Here is a 22,103-nt window from a genome sequence, read left to right on the forward strand (position 1 = left end):
CGAATGCAGGAATATTGGGATGAATTATTTTTGGACATCCATAACCAGAGAATAATAAATGATGAGATGAACTCCATAGAAACGGATGACTCCTGGATGAACTGGAATGTCGAAGAATGCATGCACGGGATTGCATCCGGTCATCTAACCGGCAAGGACGATCAGGAATGGCGAATAACAGCAAAAGGGTTGTATGAAGGACGGCTGGTCCTTCATTTGCCGGAATCTTTTGTAGAGAATCACCAGATGAGAATAGGCCAATCATCAGATTCTATTCCAAGCTATATGTTTCAGGACAATCAGCAGCAGGTTGTCATTGGTGTGAAGCCCATTATGGAGAGGCTGAACGAAGATCAAATCAATACGATACTTGACCAGATGCTTGAGCAGACCAAACAGGCTCAGCCTAATATGGAGATCATGACAAGAGATATATTGTATATGGATGCTGCAGATACAGATATTCCTTATTATGAAACAGTTTTTTTATTAAAGCCAGATCCTTTTATGCAAATTTTGTTTATTCGGACACTGGCGGAACGATCCTTTATCGTGAGTATGCAGTTCAAGCTGGAGGATGTGACGTATTGGCAGCCATTGGCTCAAGCGATCTGCTGCTCAATGCGATGGGTGGAAGAGTAAACGTTAACAAGTATTGATGAATAGAGAGGAGAATTCCGTATGTTTGGACTTGGAATGCTGGTTCAGGCGCTAGCCATGAATGTACTGGGTGGAGACGATTCTTATGTATCCAGAGGTGCTACGCTAAAGTGCAGTCAAGGGACGGACCCAGGTGTACTGAATCTGCCTATCGATCATGGAGTGTACGTACATGACCCTGAGAAGCCGCTGCTTAACGTAGCTGATGCCATATGTGCACCCAATGGCAATATCAGTTCGGAAGGTGCTTTTGGTTTTTGCAAAGTAACAGGGAGCCTCTGCAAGCCAGTGATCAACTTCGGTACGAAGTGGAGTAATGGACAAACTAATGTACTGATCGATGGTGAGCATGCTTTGTTAACCCGATCGACACTGCCATGTGCCTGTCAACCTGTCGTAACGGATGAATATGTCTTTTACGGGGGTACGACGACGGCAAGTTATACCAAAGTGAGCAAGCCATCATCGGACTTATCCGGTGGAGTCATTACCATAGAGACCAATGGTCAAGATTAATTGGAGATGTCTAAAAACAAGGGGTGATTGGAACATTGCAGCTTCCCGGCTTATTAACTTATAAAGATATGGAACTGATCTGGCCGTATGGTCATGTACGATTGCATCATATTGAAATGTATCAGGAAATGGATCATCATGCACGGATGCAAATTATCGGCATGATTAGTGAAGATCAGGAGAATGCTATTATTAACCATGCTGCCAGTCAGGATCCGGTGGAGCTATGGTATACCCAGGATGATCAAAAAAGACCATTGTTCATGGGTCAGATCTATAACATCGAACTGCAGGGCGTACATAATAACCTACAGATCACATTAGAAATAGTCTCTCATAGTTTCAACCTCGATATGAAACTCAAAGAAAGATCATTTCAGCAGATTGACTGTACGTATATGGACATTGTAGATAGTGTACTGGACGACTATCCCAGGTCGGATAGATTGGATGAAGCATTTGGTGACCGTTTAACCGGACAATTCATTATGCAATATCAGGAGACCGATTGGGATTTCCTGCGGCGTCTGGCTTCACATGCCGGTGCGATGCTGCTGCCTAATATTACCATGCATGGGGTACAGATATGGATTGGTCTTCCGGAAGCACGTCGACATATTGACCTCAAAGATATATCCTTCCGGAATAAACGCACTATCGCTCCGTATATGAAGGATGCCGCACAGGGCAAGCAGACATCGGCTATCGACTATACAAGATACACATTTGAATGGCATAATATACTGGATATTGGAGATACCGTTATCCGGCACGAGATTAAATATGTTATCGTTAAACGTTCTGCCCAGATGCAAAAAGGGCAGCTGGTCTGGTCTTATGAATGTGCTCTTCCCGAAGGAATTAAAGTAACACGGATCCGCAATACGGTGATTACCGGGGCGGCAATTGAGGGCAAGATTCTGGATGTTCACAAAAACCAGGTCAAAATCCACCTGGATATCGATGATTCACAGGATCCTCAGCATGCTCGCTGGTTTCCTTATTCGGCAGAAGGTAATCAGGTCTGGTACCTGATGCCGGAAAAAGGAGCGCAGATCAAGCTTTATTTCCCAAGCGCAGAAGAGGACAGAGCCATGGCCATTCAGTCTGTCCGTACCAGCGCATCGCAACCTTCCCCGGTCGCGGCGTCAACAGGTGCTCCAGCAGCGACATCATTAGCTCCGGCACCCATGGCGTCAGTTGTGCCAACCGAGAGTCCGGCAGCCCGTATGGAACGCAAAATGTCTGATCCAGGCACCAAGTCATTCGCCAACCCTCAGGGCAAGGAAGTCAGCATGAGCGGATCGGAACTGGCACTGAATGCGCAGGAAGGTGCTCTGTATCTGTCCATGCACATCTCCAAAGGCGTTAATCTGACCGGCAACCAGAACGTGTCCATCCATGCAGGTGGTTCTCTGGAATTGAACGCCAGCAAGATTTCCCTGACTGGAGCGGACCAGCTGCAGATGCAGACCCTGACCGATGTGCTGCAGCTTAAGACGGATGCCTCAAGCAAAAGTGCAGAGATTACAATGGAAGCCTCGCGGCATGGTGTGCATGATCATTTGCTTTCTCCATTTGAACAAGCTTTGCAGAGCAAAGGACTGGCTGCGATTGAGAAGGAACGCAAATCTGCCAGCGCACAGGCGCAAATGGATGGAATGAAAGATGCCGGAGTGGAAATTGCCAAGGGCTTATGGGGACTCGTCGTCGATGTCGGTGATCTGACGACGACAACTCTCATGGGAGATGCGGGTGCCCAGACGCTATACAGCTGGGTCAGTGGTAAGCCGGTCGGTACCCTGATGGAACGCAACGAGACGGTCAAAGGTACCGTTGAAGGGGCCAAAGCAGCAGGCACCTATGCCTGGGATACGGTAACATTCCAAAAATCGGGTAGCCAGCTCAAGTCTGATGCCGGAGCAGCCATCGATACGTACTTAGAGCCTTTCGAACAAGCGTCCAAGCAGTCGACCCTGAACCCGCTGACGAGCAGCAAAGAAGAGTACTATAGTGTCGGTTATGGAGGCGTCAAATCCCTGGAGCGCGTCATCGATACGGTGGGAATCGCCAAAGGCGCTGCCAAACTGGCTACCAAAGCTGGTAAAATCGGCAAAGGCATGGCCAAAGCCGGAGCGAAGGAAGCGGCGGAAGAAGGAGCAGAAGCCGCTGCCCGTGCTGCCGGAGGTGGCAAGATGCCAAACTCCAGACTGGGTCCAGCAGTTGGACAGGGAGGAGCGAAGCCAGGGGCAATGCCATTTATGGTTCCTATTGAGCGGCTTGGTGCGATGATGGAGAACCTCAGCGCCCGAATGAATCAGAATAGGCTGGCTACAGCAGGCGTTGGTGGACTGGATCATGGACCGATACGGATGCATTCGCATATCCCGGAGGATACACCGGAGCGGCTGCGGCAGAAGCAGGATTTGAAGGATGGATTATATTCGGGTAGTGGGCCCAATGTAAGACGGCATGATGGTGATTCCCCATCCAGTAGCTCTGGAAAAACACCGAAAAATCAAGATCTTAAACAAGACAAGAATAAAGGGCAGACACCAGGTAGCCTGAGTCCTCCAAAAATCGATGAAATCAAAAGACAAATAGCTGACTTGAACAAGCAAATTGCCGAAGCCGCTAAATCTGGTAAGGATACTAAGAAAAAACAATTAGAACGTAAACGGAATAAACTTGCCAATCAGCTTCCAACCCCTGATGATATTAGTCAGCGTTTTGATCTTACGGCTGCTAAAGCCTATGAGCGGAAGATTGCAAATAAGAAAGACAAACGCTATGACCATGACAAAGGAGATTTTGGAGAGGAAGTGGCCAAAGTCTTGGCTACAGAAAACCATTTAGGGAAAGATATCTCCAGTTTGTTCCAAGTCGGTAGAAATGGTGTAGACGGAACCTTTTTGGCTAAAGGACCACCGCCTAAATTAACGATGATTGAAGTGAAAACATCGGAGATCGCCAAGTTCAGTTATTCGAGTCATCAAAAGTTGGGAGGGAAAGATTATTTCCAACGCATGATTAAAGGTAAGGTAGATAAACGATATCAAAGTTTTAAAAAAAAATATCAGGAGTTGTTAGATGATAACCCGGGTTTGACATTTGACTATATTAGAGTTGAAGTGGACGTTCATATTACTAAAGTAGGGTTTGGTGTAGAAACGTTAAAAGTGAAAGATTGGAACACTGAAATAGAATGATTATAGTAGGAGGCTTATATGATTAACGAGAAAAAGCTAAAGATGGCTTATAAAAAATATATAGATAACTATGCTAAAGGGATTACCCCAGAATTGACGAAAGAAGACTATGATGAAAGATTAGCTAAAGTAAATAATATTGTCGCAAATAACGATGTGGATAGAGATCATATATTACTTAATAGTTATAGTACTGTCTTGACTTATTATCTTTCACTATGGAAACAACATATCTTAATTCAGGATAGTCATCAAACGGAGTCATTTAAAATGCTACAAATTGTGACTGCTCAGTCCTGCTTTGCTCAAGAATTATATACCACGCGATATCCAGAAATGCATGTTCAATATACCTTTGAAGATGTCGTCAGAGCATTAATCCACTTTACAATGTGGGGCTGGGAAAAAGAAGAAAAGATCCTGTTTGACTTCATTTCAAAGCATATGGGTCAACATATTATGGAGGGAAATGAATATCAGTGTCATGTATGGTTTCTGTTAGAAATTTATCTACGATATCGGGATCAAACCTTGCTAGGAAGTCAAAAAAAGTTATCCCAATCTATTAAAGCCATATTCCAGACAAAGGAAATTAAAAATGGACTTATTCCCGAACATCTAGGTATATACGACAAGGTGCTAGAGAATTGGGATACCACCGACGTCGCTGTCATGAATGATTTGATAGCTCAAATGATTGAATACCATACGGTCTCGGTCTCCGATCTGGGAGGCGATAGCGAGTTTAGTGATTATGGATATGGATTTTATCCAGAGGAAATTCTGTTTTTACTATATGTCAGAAAAAAAATAAATCTGTTTGTTCCAGACGCTTTGGATGATTTCTTAATGAATACACCGGAAGCAAAAATGACATGGAGCGAACCAGAACCGTATCCGGAATGGGATCCGATGATGCGTATGATGGATGACTTTTACCGCAAAAACTACTCCCAGTACATTCCTAATCTGCATGGACCGCTTTTTGAATGAAGGTTATTTAGATAAGAAAAACAAACCAAGAAAGGAAGAACCTTATGTCATTGGAATCTATTTTACCTTTCATTTTTGATGATCCAAAAGATGTGGAAGCCATTCTCCAGGAGGAGGACCATGATCCTTATGAGTACATGCTGGAATACGGATTTGCTTCCCGCAAGCTCCTCTACCTTGACTATCACGGAGAAGAAGGACGAGAGATTGTTAATTATATCCTCGACTACGAATTCGAGCGCAATATCGAGCTGGCTTCGGAAGAGCAGCTCGAAGAACTAGATGAATTCGAATATGACTATTTACCTGATAAGGTACGTTTGACGAATCAGATAATGGCTCCAGCAGGATATGGACTCTTTATGTGCCCGACGCCAGGCGATTTTTGTGCGCTATTTCTCGCCAAATTAGAGTATAAAGAAAGACTGCTCCAAGTAGAAGTATTGGATGATGAAGATCGGCCAGAGGAAACTCGTTATATCGACTACTATATCTAGTGATTCATAAGCGAATCGACTCTTCATTGCATAAAAGAGTAAGAAGGGAAGAAAGCACGCATGAATTCTAATTATCAGCTTACCCATGAACAAGGTCGATTTGGAGAAGAAGTTATTCCAATCCTTGCTCAAAGCAACTCGTTGGGGGAAGATGTGAGCTCTTGGTTTACAATAGGTCGTGCTGGAGTAGATGCTGCTTTTTTAGCCACTGGAGAAGTGCCCACACTGACTCTAGTTGAAACCAAAGTATCCCATTGGACCTTATTTCCGTATGCTGTACGGAAACAACAGGGAGGACCGCGATATTTTTATGATCTTTTAGAAAGTCATGATTCCAAATATCGCAGCATACAGCAATATTTTGAAAAATTGATAGGTCAATATCCTAATCTTGTTTTACATTTTATTCGAGCAGAGATTGTCATTGATCTTGTTGAAGATACCCTGACCGTGAATGATATCAAGATAAAAGATTGGAACCAAGCGATTCGTTACTAGGAAGTGTCTGAAAACTAGAATAATTTGTGGTAGGCTTAAAGAAAAGGATTGGAGCGATCCTCATGATTCAAAGGCGATATGAGCTGAGCGATGAACAATGGGAGCAAATCAAGGATCTATTTCCTTCTTATCGTACAGGACGTCCCCCTCAACTTTCCTCGCGTACTGCTCTCCATGCGATCCTTTGAATCGCCCGCAGTGGCGCTGCTTGGCGCGATTTACCTGCGGAGAGGTATAGCTCAGGAAAACTGTATACAGCCGCTTTTGTATCTGGCGAGATGCCTCTAGACCGATCCAGATATTCGGAAAGATGAAGCCAAATCTGGAGCCATATCATTTATGGTTCCTATCAAGCGGCCTGGTGCGATGATAGAGAATATCAGCGCTCGGATGAATCAGAGCAAGCTGACTATAGCAGGTGTTAGCGGACCGGAAAATTTTCTTTGGGCACTTAATGCTGTAATTGTTCTACATAGTCTAAATGCATTAGAAACAGTAGTAAATCGATTAAAAGTTATTGAAGAAATAGGTGGCGACTATGACGATATTGTAGAAGCCCTCGAAGATTTAGGAGAAATAGCTAGTGTAAGATAATAAATATAATAGGAGGCAACAGTCATGGATGAGAAAACTTTGAATAAGACTATCAGAGACGCTATTAAGCAGAATGATACGAAAAAGGTAATGAGTTTAATAGAAAATAATCCACAGTCGCTTTATTCAATCTCACTATTTGGTACATGGTTACATGTGGCAGCAAAAAAAGGAAGTTATGAAATAGTAGATTACCTAGTGCGGAAAGGGATTGATGTAAATGCAAAAGGTGATGTATTTGATGCTGCTCCTATAAGATTGGCTGCTGGAGCAGGACACTTAGAGATAGTAAATTATTTATTAGATGTAGGGACAAAACTAGACGTGACTTTAGCTAAAAGAAATCCATTATTTGGAGCAATCTATGGTGGGCATAAAAATATAGTAGAATTATTAGTGGAAAAAGGTATAGATCTTTCAGTTAGATATACTGGAGAAAATATTAAAAATATGAATGCATATGAATATGCTAAAGAGTTTGGTCAGACGGAAATAGCTGAATATATAAAGCAAGAAATGGATAAAAAATTTAATTCTATGTTATAGATTATATCTAAGTAAGAAAACACTTGATTATTTACTAAATAATCAAGTGTTTTCTTACTTAGTGTTTGAAAGCAACAAAAAGGGATCAACTAAACTGGATATAATAATTAAAAAAGAAAAAGTATTTATATTCTACAATTCAATTAATTTAATGATTTATATATTGAAATTAGATCCAATCGCATAGTAAAGGACTTATACCTAAAATAAAAGTGAAAAGTATAAGGAATGAGATACGGATTTGCAGATTTTGCTAGTACAGGTGTTATAAAAGAAACTGTGCAGTTATCAAAAAAACTTACGGAAGGACCTCGGACAAAGAACAGTTTAAATGGTTAGATCAACAAATAGGATGTACAAGAAAAGAAATGAGATCATACAGAAGTAGCTGGTAAAATGGAGTTAGTTCCTTTTGGAATTCATAATATAATACCTCATAATGGAGGAAGAACCAAAGGAATGTGGGCTGATGCACCAAGATGATCTATTGAAGGAGGAAAAAAATGGAAATTAAAAAGGAAACAATAATTTATCCTTTACCCGATGATACTTTGCTAGCTGAAAAAGAAAAAAATGGAGAATTAAACTTCCTGAAAAATATAAGGAATTTATAAAAGAGTATAATGGAAGCAGTCCAATAAAGGATGGATTTACCAGTAACAATCATGGATATATGATTGATAGGTTTTTATGTATATTAAAAGTGACAGGGGAACAAGAAAATGAATACTATGATATAGGAGTAGTAAGAACACAACTAGAAGAAAGAATTGTAGTTGATGAGGATTTTGTAGGTACAGAGTTATTACCAATCGCTGCTTTATTTGCAGGGGATTTTGTTTGTTTAGACTATCGTAAGAATGTTGATGAGCCTACTGTTTGTGTTTGGAATCATGAAGAATCTTCAGATTTAAATCCTGTGACATACGAAGTTAGTAATACTTTTGAAGAATTTCTAGGTATGTTAGAAGAGTAGGTAGGCATAGGGGATATTTATATTACTTAGTAATTTTAAAGTTTAAATTAGATATCTATATAATATAAACTGACGTCTGTATAAATTGGCGTCAGTTTATGTTATTTATTTTTCTAAATTTATGGACAGGAATATTATTGCATATATTTTAAATGTATAAAAATATATAAGGTGAATTTATTTATTTTCTTACCAATTTACTAGCAAAAATCTGCTACATAAAAAATCTGTTGTAAATAGAATATAAAATACACTTAATAAAATAATAGTTCATTCAAACAAGGTACTAAAACCGAATATTGAGTATACACTGAAATCCAAAACTATACCGCCATCTGAATATACCTATCGTACAGATAACCAAGGACGTATTATTAGTTGTGAAGGAACGCTTAAATTAGGAAAAGGTAAACGTAGTCTAAGTGCTCAGCGAAAAGCAGGTAATAACGGAATGAGACAAGATCGATTACCTGGCGATCATGGTGGTCATATTATAGGAAGCCAATTTGAAGGAGCCGGTGGCTTAGATAATATGGTTGCTATGGATGGACAAGTAAATGGTGCTGGTGGTAAATGGTATAAAATGGAGAGCGAGTGGGCAAATGCACTTAAAGAGGACCCTCCGCTTAAAGTAGAAGTTAAAGTCAAGATAAACTACTCTGGAAATTCCATAAGACCAGATTCATTTAAAGTGACATATTGGATTGATGGAGAAAAGAAAGTTGAGATAATAAACAATCAAGCAGGAGGTTAATAGAGATCATGATAAACGTAGAAAACATTTACCAAAAATTAGCATCAGCTATAAACGATATCATTCCAACAGATTGGGAGAAAGTTTACTTTTATGGTGAGGTTTTGGAAGATTCAAGTGGAGTTTATTTTTATTTTAATACTGTAGAAGATCCGCAAACGTATATCTATGTTCATGAAATACCTGAGTTATATAATATAGATGAAGAAGAAGCAGATGATGAGGTAGTTGCATTACATGCGATCTGCAAAGAGCTTAAAGAAGCTTTTCGTGAGAATAAGCAGGAGTTATGGACTAATTTCACTATGACTTTAGATAATACTGGTCACTTTAAGGTGGATTATGATTATACAGATTTGCTGAATATAGAGATTCCTGACTATAAACGCAAAGCAATCTGGAAGTATGATTATTTAGGCATGACACCAACTCATCCTGGCATTCTAGCCTTCTTAAATAAATATTTGGAAAAAAGAAATTCTCAAAATTAAGTGTATATGAATAATTAAAGGAGAAAAAAATGCAATGGAACCCGCAAGCCCAAGAAGTGGCTGACCTTCTAACTAGAATGAATGAGAAACCGCTTGAAATCGAAACGTATGAAGTAGCCAAAGTGAATATTGCGTTAGCTCTACTTCGAGAGCAGCCTGCCAATACCGAACTGACTTATGCTACGATTGGATTGAGCCTACTCCCTCTTCAAAATGATAAAGGAGAACCAGTAGGACCGTTTGAACTGATAGTACCTTCCTTTGCTGAAGATACAGCGTATCGAAAAGTGATCGACCAGGTGATTCAACAAATCCTAGAAACGAGAAGTATTGGAAACACAATCTTCCTGGATGCAATGGAAGCGGGTTATCCTGATTTGAAAATGAAGCACATTTATCTGGTCAGCCCCTATTTCTGGGAACCGGTATGGGAGGATGGTGGAGAAATCATTCATGTGAATGGGAAACGCGTCCGCTGGCTGCAAGTAACGCCTATTTCCGAAGCCGAATACCGATTTGGTGAAGAACATGGTTACGCAGAATTAGAAAATCTGCTAGTGTCCCACGACGTAGATGCACCTGAGATTAATCGTGCATCTGTAATATAGATAAATCCAAATAACAGATGAGTGGTCAAGTTTCAAGGCGATTTGTATAGTTTAGTTTACCTCTGGAGCAAAAAAGTGGATCTTTATGATTACTCTGTCTATAGTATTATTGTAGGTCGGAACACGAGAACAATCTCGTGTCCCGACTTATTTGGGTTATACCAGCAGATTTGAAGCCATTAAAGCCACGAAACGGGCAACTCAAGTCGGCAAGCTGAAGCAAAACTAGAGCCATGCCTTTTACGGATCCTATCGAGCGGCTCGGTGCGATGATGGAGAATATCAGCGCCCGGATGAATCAGAACAGGCTGGCTACGGCAGGCGTCGGTGGACTGGATCATCATGGACCGATAAGGATGCATTCGCACATTCCGGACGATACACCGGAGCGGCTGCGGCAGAAGCAGGATTTGAAGGATGGCACATACTCAGGTAACGGACCTAATATTACTCGAGATGATGGTACTATAACCTCTTCTGCTTCCCAAAGTGATAATCCTAATCTTAAAGAACCAGAGAATTCAGCAGTAGAGAAGAAAACTGATAAAAATATAGATGTAGATAAAATTGATTATGGGGCTTACTTGAAGAAAAATATAGGGGAGCCTCCAGAAGACATGTATGACCCTCATGCACATCATATTTTATTTAAAAAAGGAAATGGTAAAACTCAAAAAGAGCTAGTTAAAGAAGGTCAAGAAATATTAGAAGAGTATGATATAGATCCAATTTTAGGACTTGAAAATTTAGTTTGGGCTCCTAATAGAGTTAAAGGGCAACATGGGATTGAAGCATTAAAAAATATTGTTGAAAATTTGAAAAAAGTAAGAGATGCTGAGGGTGATAGAGACGATATGGTTAAAGCGCTTAAGAAACTAGGTGACATTGCAAAAAGGAGAAGTAAAAAGATGAATGATAAGCAGGTTGCTAAAGATATTCGACTTTCTATAAAAAAAGGCGATATTGATACATTTTTAAAATTAATTGATGATAATCCAGATCAATTAAAAAAGAAAACTCCTTTCGGAACTTGGCTTCATGTAGCTTCTTCTGAGGGGCAATTAGAGATCGTTAAAAAATTAATCAAACTAGGTGCAGATATTAATGCTTCTGGTGGAATATATGGTGGAGGAGCACTAAACGAAGCGGCTTCCGAGGGGCATTATGAAGTGGTCGAATATTTATTATCCTACGGTGTAAAGCTGGATGTAAGTGAACCGGAAAAAAATCCATTATTTGGTGCTATAAGTAATGGGCATGTAAATATTGTAAAGCTTTTAATTAAAAACGGTATAGATACAAAGGTTAAATATACGGGAGAGACAATGAAAGAAAGGGATGCATTAGCATTTGCAAAAGAACAAGGACAAAAAGATATTATTAAACTATTAGGAGATCAAAATAAACAGCCGGTTACAATCTATAAAAATAACAGTCATGAAGATCATTCTAGTATTTTGAGATATTTCACTGAATATTTTGGTCCAATTGAAAATACAATAAGTGAAATAGTTTCAGGTAGCAAAGTATCTATCGATATAAATATTATTCCAGATTCTAATCAAGGCTACTTAACGCTTGTTACTACAGGTATGAGTGACGAGCCTATGGATTATTCAAATGAAGAAAAAACATTTAAATATGCCGAATTAGTATTTAAATTACCTTCGAGTTGGCCTACAGATCAAAAAAGCATGCAAGATCCTCAAAAAAATTGGCCTCTACAATGGATTAGAAGAACAGCTCATATTCCTCATCTTTATGAAGGATGGATTGAAGCAGGTGTTATTCTTCCCAATGGGGAACCGCCACAACCTTTTGCAAGTAATACAAAACTATCATCTATATTATTATGTACTCCAGAATATCCTCAGTTGCAATCGATTAACACTCAACAAGGAAAAGTGGAAATTTATAACTTGATTCCGATCTACGAAGAAGAACGAAATTTTGCATTGAAACAAGGACATATGGCATTGTTAGAAAAAATGAGAAAAGCAGGAATTTCAGATATATTAAATATCAATCGGATAAATTGTTGTAAATAATTTTTTAGTGAATTAATCTGATCAACAAAATATAATTTAACAAATAGAGACAGTCACAATATTACGTATGCTGTCTCTATTATAAATATTATTGTATTAAATATTGTGATTATGGGGGTGATGGTTTTTGCGGTATATGGATTACTTTCCCTTGTAGGACTGGATGGAATCGACTCGTAGTTGCCGATGGCACTGGCCTTCATTATATCCGGTATGATCATCTGGCATCTGGGGAAGAAGTTCAATGCCAAGTCGGATCGTGTCTTTATTGATCAGGAGACTGGTGAAGCTTTCCGTATGGGCAACCAGCATAGTCTTTTCTTTATTCCTATGCATTATTGGGGACCAATTGGGCTGGTTCTTGGTTTCATCTGTATCTTGACCGCTCTTTTCGATTAAGACTGGCGGATAGCCGCAGACGATAGCTTGATCGTATAATCCACTTGCCAAGTAATATGAAAGATACATACTTACAAGCTGCAGGTATATTACAACTGTCTCATGTACATAGAATGGTATACGTGTTTACCTTAATAGATACAGAGTTTGCTGAGTAGGATCGCCGCATATTACTGCATGGGTATTACTACAAAAAATCACAAAAAACAGGCCGTTCCCGGTGGACAAAATTCACTGGAATCGGCCTGTTTTCTGTATATAACGCTTCATCCATATCCGCCCCATTGAACATTGGAACGATATAATAACATACATAGTATCGTTGTATTTTCACCATTACCTGAGGAGGCCAATATGAACTGTATTATTTTCGACCTGGAAGCACTTAGCGGGTTCCAGAGCTGGATCGGGATAGAGGATTATCTACTATGTTCCTAAGTATTCTACGACCAACGACAATTGGAAAAGGACTGCCAGCTGCCTCAGCTGCCGACCGACTGGCTGCACCGGCATATCAGCATCAAGCACGAGCATGGGCGCATGATCGGCTGGGAGAAGGGTGTAGGCATGCAGCGAGCCCTGCAGATGCTGAATCTGCCGCTCGTCGGAATGCCTTATCGGGCTATTGACGATGTCCGCAATATTGCTGGTATTTTTGCGCAAATTTTCGAGCATATTCATATAGATGAATAAAAATATAGGACCGGGTGCGGACTGCGGTTTATCCTAATACATGGTAAAATAGAGATGAATTCCATGATTAATTTGTCTAAAATTACTGGAATATAATTCGGATTGTGATAAATGGATAACATTTGTCATTTCTCTGGGCTTTGGAGCTTTTAGAATTAGAGGCTTTATCGCAGAGAGAGTACATAAATATCACGAATATAAGGTATGACAGCGGCTATCACGGCTATAGCGTTTCGTTGTGGTGTTCGTTGACTGTCACGGTGAACCGGAATACCGATTCCTGGATAAGTGCTTAATCAACTAGGCATTTCTGACTGGTTAATTAGACTTACCCGTCAGTCATTTAAATAAAGGGGGAACATGATGAAATACGATGATGAGAAGATTCTTGCTCTGCTTAATCAAGTGGAGCAAGCACAGCAAAATACCGATATTCTGGCAGGGCCGGTTCAAGCGGAAGGGCAGGAATATACCTTTGAGCAGAGGTCCTTTTTTGGCGATCAGCTGCATCTGCATGTTCCGTCCAGCTTTGTCCCCATGTCGAGGGAAATGCAGCGGGTAAAGTATCCGTATGAAGATCGTCCGGCTGTTATTTTGACCAATGCCAGAGGAGAAGTGGATATTACACTCCAGCATGTGGATCAGCCGCTTCAGGATGACTGGGTGCAGGAGCTGACCGCCGGTATGAAGCAAATGATTAAAAATATGCAGCCGACCAATGTATTTTATGAAGAGAAGACCGAGAGCATCGATGGCAAGACGATCGGCTATTTTGATTTTAAAAGTCCTGCACTCGACCAGCCTGCTTACCGGCTGCAATTTTTCCTGGAGCTGGGTGGAGAGACGGTTATCGGCGGATTCACCTGTCCTTATAAAAGCTACCAGGAGTGGCGCAGTCTTGTTATACAGATGCTTCATACTATTCATACCGGTTCCCTGAAAGGAGAATAAGCCTGATGACCTTTGCATCCACCCAATCCCAATCCTTGCCTGATTTGTTGGGAGGCAGGCCATTACTGCCGACCATTTTCACCAAGGCCGATATCCGCATTGAGCCTTACCAGTTCGAACGGGTACTGGAGCTGCGCATCGTCAAGCAGCTGAATGAACATGTAACGTTCTCCCTGCGAGGCATCGTGCCGGAAGAACTGATGGACCAGTACGTGGAACGTGCCGACGAAGATGAACGGATTGATGTATTTATTAGCAATCTGCACGAGGAAGTCCGTTTGTTCCATGGTGTCGTCACTGATATTTCGGTCAAGGCGATCAATGATGTGCGTGAGCTGCATATTGAAGCACAGAGCATGACGTTCCTGATGGATATCAAGAAAAAGCAGCGCTCTTTCCAAAAGATTGAAGATACATATCGTGATTTGTTTAATCATCTGGGTAGCAGTTATGCCAAAGCGGAGATCCGGGATGAAGCTTCACATGGCCAATATCTGGAGGAGTTATTTGTACAGTATAACGAGACCGATTGGGTATTTGCTAAACGGCTTGCTTCCAGGTTGAATGCGCCGCTTATTCCGATGTCTACACAGGCCGGATTGAAACTAATGGTCGGCGTACCGGAAGGAGATTCTCCGATCCTGCTGAACGAACATAACTATACAGTCAAAAAAGACCTGATGGAGCATAAGCTCAAAGCGAACAATGGCATTCCCGATGACCGGGAAGAATCCAGTATCAGCTATGAGGTTAGCAGCTATGAGTTATTGGAACTGGGTAGTCCGGTCCGTTTCCAGGACAAGACATTGTATATCGCTTCCGCTGAAATCGCCACCGAAGGCGAACTGCTTATCGGACGCTATATTTTGCGTGATCGTCCAAGCTTCCGACTGCGCACAATCTGGGCATTTGAATTGTCCGGGGCATCTTTGTTTGGCAAAGTGACCGAGATTATGAAGGACCAGGTGAAGATCAAGCTGGATATCGACCAGGGATCCGACGAGAGCGGCGCCAAATGGTTCGCGTACTCCACTGTCTATTCCTCCCCGGATGGCAGCGGTTGGTATGCCATGCCGGAAGCGGGCGACCAGATTCGTCTTTATTTCCCGGATGAACGTGAGAAAAATGCCTTTGTCGCAAGCTCTGTCGATCTCAAATCATCGGACCCCGTGAAGCGCAGTGATCCGGCGATCAAAAGCATTAGCACCAAATATGGCAAGCAGGTCGTATTCAAACCGGGAGCGGTAGAGATTATTGCGAATGGACAGCTGTTGATCCGTCTGACCGATGAGGGCGGTATCGAGATTAACAGCAACAAAAAAATTATTATGACTGCGGACGAAGATATCGAGATTACCGGCAAAACCAAAATTACGATCGAAGGCCAGGAAGGCGTCGATTTCATCCAGGCTGGTGCTACCGTCAATATCAAGGATGATGTGAAGCTGAGTGGAGGCAAGGTGAATATCGAATGAAGATGCCGGACCGCGACAGTGCGCTGGATGAATTTTTGCAGCAGCATGTGCTGGAAGGCTGGCTGGGCGATCTGCCTTTGATTGAACAGCGCTTTGCAGAGCAGCAGGAGATCATTGAGCAGAGTCTGATAGATTCCCTTCGGGAAGCTTGCCGCATCGCCGCCAAGCTGCAGTCTGCCGGACAGAAAGGGCCGATCCGGTATATGTACATCTCTCTGCTGCGTACCGGCATTATGAACAACGAAGCGACCTACCGGATCGACTGTTATGACGAACGCTGGTTTCTCGATTCGGTCGATGCTGCAGTGCATTGGAATGCTGATTTTACATTCCAGCCGCTGTTTGACCGGATGCGTCAGCTGGATGAACTGCGCCGCCCATATGGCCGGCGGATTACAGTAATGGATATCGAGAAGATTCAGCAGATTGAAGCGATAAAGTATCATACGCTCACGGTTGAATTTATCAAGTCGATGATGCCTGTCTGGGTAGAGCATCCCGATTGGAATGGACTGCAAAAGGCTCCCGGCTGTGCCATCTATGCCGGTGAATTCCGCGATGAGAGCGAACTGCTCTGCCAGCTGGAAGAAAATGTGAACGATGCGGTGAACGCTGGTTTACAGGGAGAGGAGGAGAGTGAGCGATGGACTATTTTCTCCTGAAGCAGGATATGCGTTATACGGATATTCCGCGGCTTGAGCCGATTACCCAGCAGATTCCGGTATGGAAGCTGCCGCAGCTGCAGCCGGATGATATTGCTCAGCCATTAGCGTTATACATTCGCTCCGAAGAGGAGAGCGAGTTTCTCGATTATATGGAGGAAGCGGTTCCGCTGCTATCCGAGCGAATGATGAAGCTATGGGCGATGTATGATCCAGCGATGGTTTTTCGAATCGTCGTATTGATGGACAGAGAGCGACGGCTGCAGGTTCCATATTATATTCCCTTTCCGGTTACAGCAGATGTGCTGCATCCGGATAGTCAGTGGAATCAGGATCGTCGTCTGCTCAAGCATATCGTACTGGACGCCGCAAAACTCCAGCAGCGAAAAATCTTCCGGATTGCAGGCAGCACCCGCCCTGAAACTGTGGTCCGTCTTGATGCAGCCGAAAGTATGCTGCGCCGGGATATGACCGGAATTCGATTGGAGCGTCTTCCTGTTGGGATATCGACGATGACTAATTGATGAACATTGGGGTCTACATACTGAAAAAACGTTGCCATAAAGGAGGGAAATTACGTGGCAGATGAATACTACGTTGTACGCGGTGCTTCTATGCGCTGCAGCTGTGGATCACATCCTCGCAAAATCAACCTGCCGGTCAGTCACGGATCTTTTGTCAAAACCCAGCCGATGATGAATGAAGACGATTATAAGCCCGACAATGTACCGAGCTTTGGCGTATGCAGCAGCTCACTTAACCCAAGCTCGGAGACGGTGTATCTCGTTGTCGAGGGCGGTGGTCAGGTACAGGGCAAGCCATGCCTGCCGCAGCTGTGCCAGCCATGGATGATGACCAAGGAAAAGACACGGGTCGAAGGCAAGCCTGCACTGACCACGTCGTCCTGCCATGTGTGTCTGTATAAGGGTAATATTACATTTGAAACGAGTGGACAGGAATAATGAGAGGGGCCGAGATGATAGAGACGATCATGGATGCACTTGGGCTGGGCAGTCCGGAGGTCATTGGCTATGACCAGCTCAAAGTAAAATGTCCGTACCCGCTTCAGCATATTCACGGGCTGGAGATTCAGTGGAAGCCGGGAGAGCATGCCAGGCTGCAGCTGACCGGCTGGATGGATGAAGATATTCAGATGCAAATGCCGCTCGCCGCTTCCGTACAGGATGAGATCGAGATTACATATGGTTCATATGGGGCGGAGCAGCCGCTGTTCCGCGGTCTGGTTAACAAAGTCGAGGCGATCCGCCAGAATAACCGGCATGAGATTATTATTGAAGGTATTAGCGCTTCTTCCCTCTGGGATATTCAGAAGCGCAAGCGTACTTTCCCGGAGCAGACGCAGACGTATGAGGAATTAATCGGCAAGATCAACACCGATTATCCCGGCAGCTCCGTCGCTTTCCATACTGGAGGCGATCAGCAGGTCGGCGAAGCGATTCTGCAGTATGAAGAGACCGACTGGGCGCTGACCAAACGACTGGCGAGCCGGTTACAGACCGTCATCGTCTGTGATATGCTAAAATCCGTAAAGCCGAGATTGCATTTTGGACTGCCGGAAGGCAAGCAGGTGTATGTACCGGATAATGTTCCCTATACGGCACGTAAAGACCTCAAAGCCTATCAGCAGGCCGGAGGTTCAGCGGCCGGATTGCATGACACGGATTTCTTCCGCTATGAACTGCAGCATATCGAGCCGTTTGAGATCGGAGACCGGGTCACTTTCCGGGATAAAAAGCTGGTGGTACGCGAAGTACATGCCGTTATGGAAAAAGGGCAGCTGCTGTTCAACTATGTGCTGTCTCGTGAGCATGGTGTACGCAGCCTGCTCATCACCAATCCGAAAGCGATCGGTGTATCGCTGGAAGGAACCGTACTCGCGGTACGCGGCGAAGAAGTGAAGCTCAAGCTGGATGTCGATAAAGACGACGGCAAAGCCGATCCGCACTGGTACCCATTTGCGCCGCCGACAGGCAGCCCGATGTACAGCATGCCGCAGGTCGGTACCAAAGCCACTCTGTACCATCCGGATGGCACCGGCACAAGAGCGCAGATCATTGGCTCGGTACGTACCAATGGAGCGAGTGCGCCCAAGACGAGCGATCCGAATATCCGCTATTATGGAAGTGAGCACGGCAGTGAACTGAAAATGGCACCGGATCATGTGCATATCCATGGCAATCCGGCAGGTACCATGGCGATTAGTCTGGAAGACGGCGTAGGCGTCACGATCCGCAGTCCCAAGAAATTGACGATTACCGGCAAAGAAGACATCGTTCTGTTCAGCAAAAAGAAAGTAATCATCCAGGCCGGCGAGCAGATCATGGCCTACAAAACAGGCGGCACATCCGGCATCTCGATAGAAGGCGAATACCATCTGCTCGGAGAAAACGTCTGGGCCGACGGAAGCGACCGGACAGCTTATGCTGCCTATCAGGATGAACCGCAAAAAGGTACTCCACCACCGCCACCCGATCCACCAAAGCCGTTTGACTGGGGCAAGCTCGGTCGTAACGTGCTGGGTGGACTGGCGATTGTTGTGGGCGTGGCTGCGCTGGCCGCATTTACCGTAGCGACGCTGGGAGCAGGACCGGTAATCGTAGGAGCGGTTGCAGCAGGAGCAGCTATTGCCGGTACAGCAGCTGTTGGAGCGCAAGCCGTATCGGATATTGCCCGGGGGGAAGTGAGCGACTTTGGGGAGTATGCGACGACCGCCTTGCGGGAGTCGTTTATTGGAGCAGTATCGGGAGCAATCTTTGGGCCGCTGGCGCCGGCAGCTACGCTGCTTGGACGTATGGGAGCAGGAGGAGTCATTGCTTCAGCAGAGGATATCGCCAGTCAGCTGCTGCAAGGGAAAAAGATTGACTGGAATCAGGTGGCTTTGTCCGGACAGATTGGCTTCCTGACTGCCGGTTTGCTGGATGCCAAGGTTTTGGGTGCTGTAGGTAAAGGACTCAAAAGCGGAGGAAGCAAGGTAGCGAACGGAGTCAAAGGAGCCGGAAGTAAAGTTGCCGATGGACTTGCAGGCACGAGCCAATGGATTAAAAATGGAGCAACCAAAGCAGGCGAAGCAGCTTCTCGTTCGATCAGTAAGCTAAAATCTACCGGTAGTAAGTTGGGTACTAAAATCGAGAATCTTAGTACTTACGCGAATCGTAAGAATTACGAATTTGAAATTAAACGAGTTCCTCAATTGCAAATGGCTGGTGGACCGGACGTAGGGTTCCCAAGTTATTCTATGTCGATCTCCAAAGAGGGCAATGAGCCGCTTATCCGATTTGGTAATAAAGGTACTCCTTCTACTGAGGGGACGGGTAAACCTCCTAATCGTATTTATGATGAAAATGGTAATCCTCTTCCTTTTGGTTTTTCAAGTGTTAAGCAATATAATGATTTTGTAAAGTCTTTGAAAGAAGAACTTCCAGAAGGAACACAAATCATATTCCAAGGAAGTTCCGTGACAGGAGTGAGTCACAAAAAAGGATTACCATTTGACCAAGGCAGAAAGAGCGATTTTGATATTGCTTTGGTAAATGATGATTTATTCTTGGAAGCATTAGAGATTGGAAGAGGTGGTGGGTTTAAAATGAAAACTGACCCAAATAGAATAGGACCACTGGATGAAAAACAGCTTGATAGACTTGGATTGTTGGAAATTATAGAAAAAAAATCAAAGGAAGCTGGTCGTCCTGTAAGTTTTATGCTATATGAGAGTGTAGAACAAGCACTTAAACGACCAAGTTTAATGGTGACACCATGACGAATAGGTACTTAAAGTTTGGTATAAGTATTGATGACATGGAACTTGTGACTAAAGATTTACAAAAGCTCTTAAACATATGCTTTGAAGAGCATGAAAGTAGCTACTGGGGAGAATATAATGTTGCCCAGTTATCTGAATCCGAGAGTATTAGGCTGGTTTATAACTACATTGACGATGACTGGCAGGAGGAAGAATTTAAAGAATACCCATTATTACTTGAATTAAATCGGATAAACGAACCTGAAAAGATGTTGAACCTTCTTTGTGAAAACCTTTCTTATATTTATCTATTGTATATGGATGAAATTGATGCAAAGGTTTCATCGAGAAGATATGTTCTTGAAAACGGTAAATTCAAATTGGTTTATGAGCATTGGAAAAAGAAAAGCAATGGTTAGTTACATTCTTATACCTGTTGTTTAATGGGGGCTACCCAGTGCCGAATGAATCTGTTACCCTCATCATTACCAATATAACCTTTGTTCAACCAGTATGATATTTTCATGAATTACGATGTACGTACAGAATGTCTGGAAAAAGTATCCCTATTTAACGTAATAGCGTTACATGAAACAGGTCAATTATGGTCAGATACCACCATAAAAGACCTGTTTTTTGTTATCTTCGTTTTCTTGCGGTTTTTTCAAATATGATTGCAACAATGTACGTACATGGAACGATGGATAGGATGAAAAACATTTATCTCAACTTTTTAGTAGGATATAGCGACTATAAAGAGTGTCAGGAATCAACTGAGAGTATTACAACGGGAAGGACATGTGTGAAAGGCTAGCCACCTGCCCTCTAATATAGCCCGAAATTCATGAAAAAAATCGGGAGAAGGGGCGGCACATGGAAGGAATCGCTGTATCCATCGACCGTATTGTCATTGACTTCACAGGAGTATACTGGGATTTCTTCAATCCCTTCATGTTCCGAATATGTCATTTCTATGGAGACAGGATGTATACGAAGGAGAAGGGTTTTATCTATCATATCAACATTAATACCGGAGAGCACTTTTTGCATATCTCCTATCAGTTAGCTTTTGCCCCCAAGTCAAGGAAGCACACCCTACGAATCGAAGCGTACCCTGAGTCATTGGCATACTTCAAGGATTGGTTGATGCAGATTCAGACAAAAGCCAAGGAAGTCCTGTTTGTTCGGTGTGATGTTGCATATGACATTCCTTACAACATCAAGGATGTGTTTACCTTGTCGCTGACAGGTCGAAAGCTACGACTGTTTAAGGGGATACGCTACTACAACGGGGGATATCAACGGAGGGAGAACGGCTATTGACGGGTATATGACAAGAAACGTCAGTTGTCGGAAACAAAGCGACAGGAAGTCAATGAGGAGCAAACTAGGATGGAAATTGTATATGCCCCGAAGGGGGTAAGGATACCGCTTGCTTCACTGGTTCAGTTTCCGCCGCAGTTTAACAGTAAGTATCAATGTGCTGTGCTGTACTATCCGGTAAGATTAGTTATCTTCCTGTACAAGAAGTTCGCTCAGGCTGATGTTTAATGTCTTACAGATAATATCGAATGTACTGAGATGGACTCTGTCAACATCACTGGAGCATAGATGACTTATGGTATTTGGTCGTAGTCCTGTTAACCTTGCTAGTTCACGCTGAGACATATTACGTTCAGCTAGAATCTCTTTGAGTTTGACGACAACGGGCAATATGACACCAACTTCCGAACAGAATTATTACTTCATTATACGATTTCCTACCCCATTAGG

Annotated in this window: 25 protein-coding genes and 1 pseudogene; 25 read left to right on the forward strand and 1 reads right to left on the reverse strand. The window is 43.0% G+C overall.

The window, feature by feature from the left end; all coding sequences use genetic code 11:
• Nucleotides 1-3 precede the first annotated feature (3 nt).
• From M1D61_RS07745 to M1D61_RS07865, 25 genes and pseudogenes are all read left to right on the forward strand, one after another.
• Entirely contained in the window at nucleotides 4-642 is a 639-nt protein-coding gene (locus M1D61_RS07745; protein WP_458121839.1) for a hypothetical protein, read from the forward strand.
• Nucleotides 643-681: 39 nt separating this feature from the next.
• On the forward strand, nucleotides 682-1,176 hold the full coding sequence (locus tag M1D61_RS07750) for a DUF4280 domain-containing protein (protein ID WP_458121840.1): 495 nt from the start codon (nucleotides 682-684) through the stop codon (nucleotides 1,174-1,176).
• Between the two features lie 35 nt (nucleotides 1,177-1,211).
• Nucleotides 1,212-4,385: a contractile injection system protein, VgrG/Pvc8 family gene (locus M1D61_RS07755; RefSeq protein WP_458121841.1), complete on the forward strand. Its 3,174-nt coding sequence runs from the start codon at nucleotides 1,212-1,214 to the stop codon at nucleotides 4,383-4,385.
• 18 nt (nucleotides 4,386-4,403) lie between these two features.
• Complete coding sequence (locus tag M1D61_RS07760; protein ID WP_458121842.1) at nucleotides 4,404-5,378, forward strand: hypothetical protein; 975 nt, start codon at nucleotides 4,404-4,406, stop codon at nucleotides 5,376-5,378.
• A 44-nt stretch (nucleotides 5,379-5,422) separates the two neighbouring features.
• A complete protein-coding gene (locus M1D61_RS07765; protein WP_458121843.1) occupies nucleotides 5,423-5,875 on the forward strand; it encodes a DUF6630 family protein in 453 nt (150 codons plus the stop codon).
• A gap of 60 nt (nucleotides 5,876-5,935) precedes the next feature.
• A complete protein-coding gene (locus tag M1D61_RS07770) occupies nucleotides 5,936-6,373 on the forward strand; it encodes a hypothetical protein (RefSeq protein WP_458121844.1) in 438 nt (145 codons plus the stop codon).
• 62 nt (nucleotides 6,374-6,435) lie between these two features.
• Nucleotides 6,436-6,677, forward strand: a pseudogene (locus tag M1D61_RS07775) (transposase); the annotation flags it as partial.
• Between the two features lie 35 nt (nucleotides 6,678-6,712).
• A complete protein-coding gene (locus M1D61_RS07780; protein ID WP_458122594.1) occupies nucleotides 6,713-6,967 on the forward strand; it encodes a hypothetical protein in 255 nt (84 codons plus the stop codon).
• A gap of 24 nt (nucleotides 6,968-6,991) precedes the next feature.
• Nucleotides 6,992-7,513, forward strand: coding sequence for an ankyrin repeat domain-containing protein (locus M1D61_RS07785; RefSeq protein ID WP_458121845.1), 522 nt, complete (start codon nucleotides 6,992-6,994; stop codon nucleotides 7,511-7,513).
• 396 nt (nucleotides 7,514-7,909) lie between these two features.
• Nucleotides 7,910-7,996 carry an HNH endonuclease gene (locus M1D61_RS07790; RefSeq protein ID WP_458122442.1) on the forward strand — a complete coding sequence of 29 codons (87 nt, stop codon included), beginning with the start codon at nucleotides 7,910-7,912 and terminating at the stop codon, nucleotides 7,994-7,996.
• A gap of 127 nt (nucleotides 7,997-8,123) precedes the next feature.
• Nucleotides 8,124-8,489, forward strand: coding sequence for an SMI1/KNR4 family protein (locus M1D61_RS07795; RefSeq protein WP_458122443.1), 366 nt, complete (start codon nucleotides 8,124-8,126; stop codon nucleotides 8,487-8,489).
• Nucleotides 8,490-8,862: 373 nt separating this feature from the next.
• The gene (locus tag M1D61_RS07800) at nucleotides 8,863-9,243 is read left to right on the forward strand and encodes a DNA/RNA non-specific endonuclease (protein ID WP_458122444.1); all 381 of its coding nucleotides are present in this window, start codon (nucleotides 8,863-8,865) and stop codon (nucleotides 9,241-9,243) included.
• 8 nt (nucleotides 9,244-9,251) lie between these two features.
• Nucleotides 9,252-9,734 carry an antitoxin YezG family protein gene (locus M1D61_RS07805; RefSeq protein ID WP_458121846.1) on the forward strand — a complete coding sequence of 161 codons (483 nt, stop codon included), beginning with the start codon at nucleotides 9,252-9,254 and terminating at the stop codon, nucleotides 9,732-9,734.
• 29 nt (nucleotides 9,735-9,763) lie between these two features.
• Nucleotides 9,764-10,342, forward strand: a complete 579-nt coding sequence (locus tag M1D61_RS07810; RefSeq protein WP_458121847.1) for a suppressor of fused domain protein — start codon at nucleotides 9,764-9,766, stop codon at nucleotides 10,340-10,342.
• A 908-nt stretch (nucleotides 10,343-11,250) separates the two neighbouring features.
• Nucleotides 11,251-12,390, forward strand: a complete 1,140-nt coding sequence (locus tag M1D61_RS07815) for a suppressor of fused domain protein (protein ID WP_458122445.1) — start codon at nucleotides 11,251-11,253, stop codon at nucleotides 12,388-12,390.
• 180 nt (nucleotides 12,391-12,570) lie between these two features.
• Nucleotides 12,571-12,789, forward strand: coding sequence for a hypothetical protein (locus M1D61_RS07820; protein ID WP_458121848.1), 219 nt, complete (start codon nucleotides 12,571-12,573; stop codon nucleotides 12,787-12,789).
• A gap of 459 nt (nucleotides 12,790-13,248) precedes the next feature.
• Complete coding sequence (locus M1D61_RS07825) at nucleotides 13,249-13,482, forward strand: hypothetical protein (protein WP_458121849.1); 234 nt, start codon at nucleotides 13,249-13,251, stop codon at nucleotides 13,480-13,482.
• A 360-nt stretch (nucleotides 13,483-13,842) separates the two neighbouring features.
• Entirely contained in the window at nucleotides 13,843-14,433 is a 591-nt protein-coding gene (locus tag M1D61_RS07830; RefSeq protein WP_458121850.1) for a hypothetical protein, read from the forward strand.
• Nucleotides 14,434-14,438: 5 nt separating this feature from the next.
• Nucleotides 14,439-15,908, forward strand: coding sequence for a phage tail protein (locus M1D61_RS07835; protein WP_458121851.1), 1,470 nt, complete (start codon nucleotides 14,439-14,441; stop codon nucleotides 15,906-15,908).
• On the forward strand, nucleotides 15,905-16,570 hold the full coding sequence (locus M1D61_RS07840) for a hypothetical protein (RefSeq protein WP_458121852.1): 666 nt from the start codon (nucleotides 15,905-15,907) through the stop codon (nucleotides 16,568-16,570). Before M1D61_RS07835 ends, M1D61_RS07840 begins: the two co-directional genes overlap by 4 nt.
• On the forward strand, nucleotides 16,552-17,094 hold the full coding sequence (locus M1D61_RS07845) for a hypothetical protein (RefSeq protein ID WP_458121853.1): 543 nt from the start codon (nucleotides 16,552-16,554) through the stop codon (nucleotides 17,092-17,094). The genes M1D61_RS07840 and M1D61_RS07845 overlap by 19 nt, the downstream gene beginning before the upstream one ends.
• Nucleotides 17,095-17,148: 54 nt before the next feature.
• Nucleotides 17,149-17,532: a DUF4280 domain-containing protein gene (locus tag M1D61_RS07850; RefSeq protein ID WP_082096776.1), complete on the forward strand. Its 384-nt coding sequence runs from the start codon at nucleotides 17,149-17,151 to the stop codon at nucleotides 17,530-17,532.
• Nucleotides 17,533-17,546: 14 nt separating this feature from the next.
• A complete protein-coding gene (locus tag M1D61_RS07855; protein ID WP_458121854.1) occupies nucleotides 17,547-20,348 on the forward strand; it encodes a hypothetical protein in 2,802 nt (933 codons plus the stop codon).
• A complete protein-coding gene (locus tag M1D61_RS07860) occupies nucleotides 20,345-20,749 on the forward strand; it encodes a hypothetical protein (RefSeq protein WP_458121855.1) in 405 nt (134 codons plus the stop codon). Before M1D61_RS07855 ends, M1D61_RS07860 begins: the two co-directional genes overlap by 4 nt.
• A 454-nt stretch (nucleotides 20,750-21,203) precedes the next feature.
• Nucleotides 21,204-21,653 (forward strand): hypothetical protein, encoded by a 450-nt coding sequence (locus M1D61_RS07865; protein ID WP_458121856.1) that lies wholly within the window; start codon nucleotides 21,204-21,206, stop codon nucleotides 21,651-21,653.
• Nucleotides 21,654-21,836: 183 nt separating this feature from the next.
• Here the strand turns inward: M1D61_RS07865 and M1D61_RS07870 are convergent, their stop codons facing one another.
• Nucleotides 21,837-22,043: a helix-turn-helix domain-containing protein gene (locus tag M1D61_RS07870; RefSeq protein ID WP_458121857.1), complete on the reverse strand. Its 207-nt coding sequence runs from the start codon at nucleotides 22,041-22,043 to the stop codon at nucleotides 21,837-21,839.
• Nucleotides 22,044-22,103: the final 60 nt, after the last annotated feature.

The organism is Paenibacillus sp. Z6-24 (assembly GCF_054161335.1).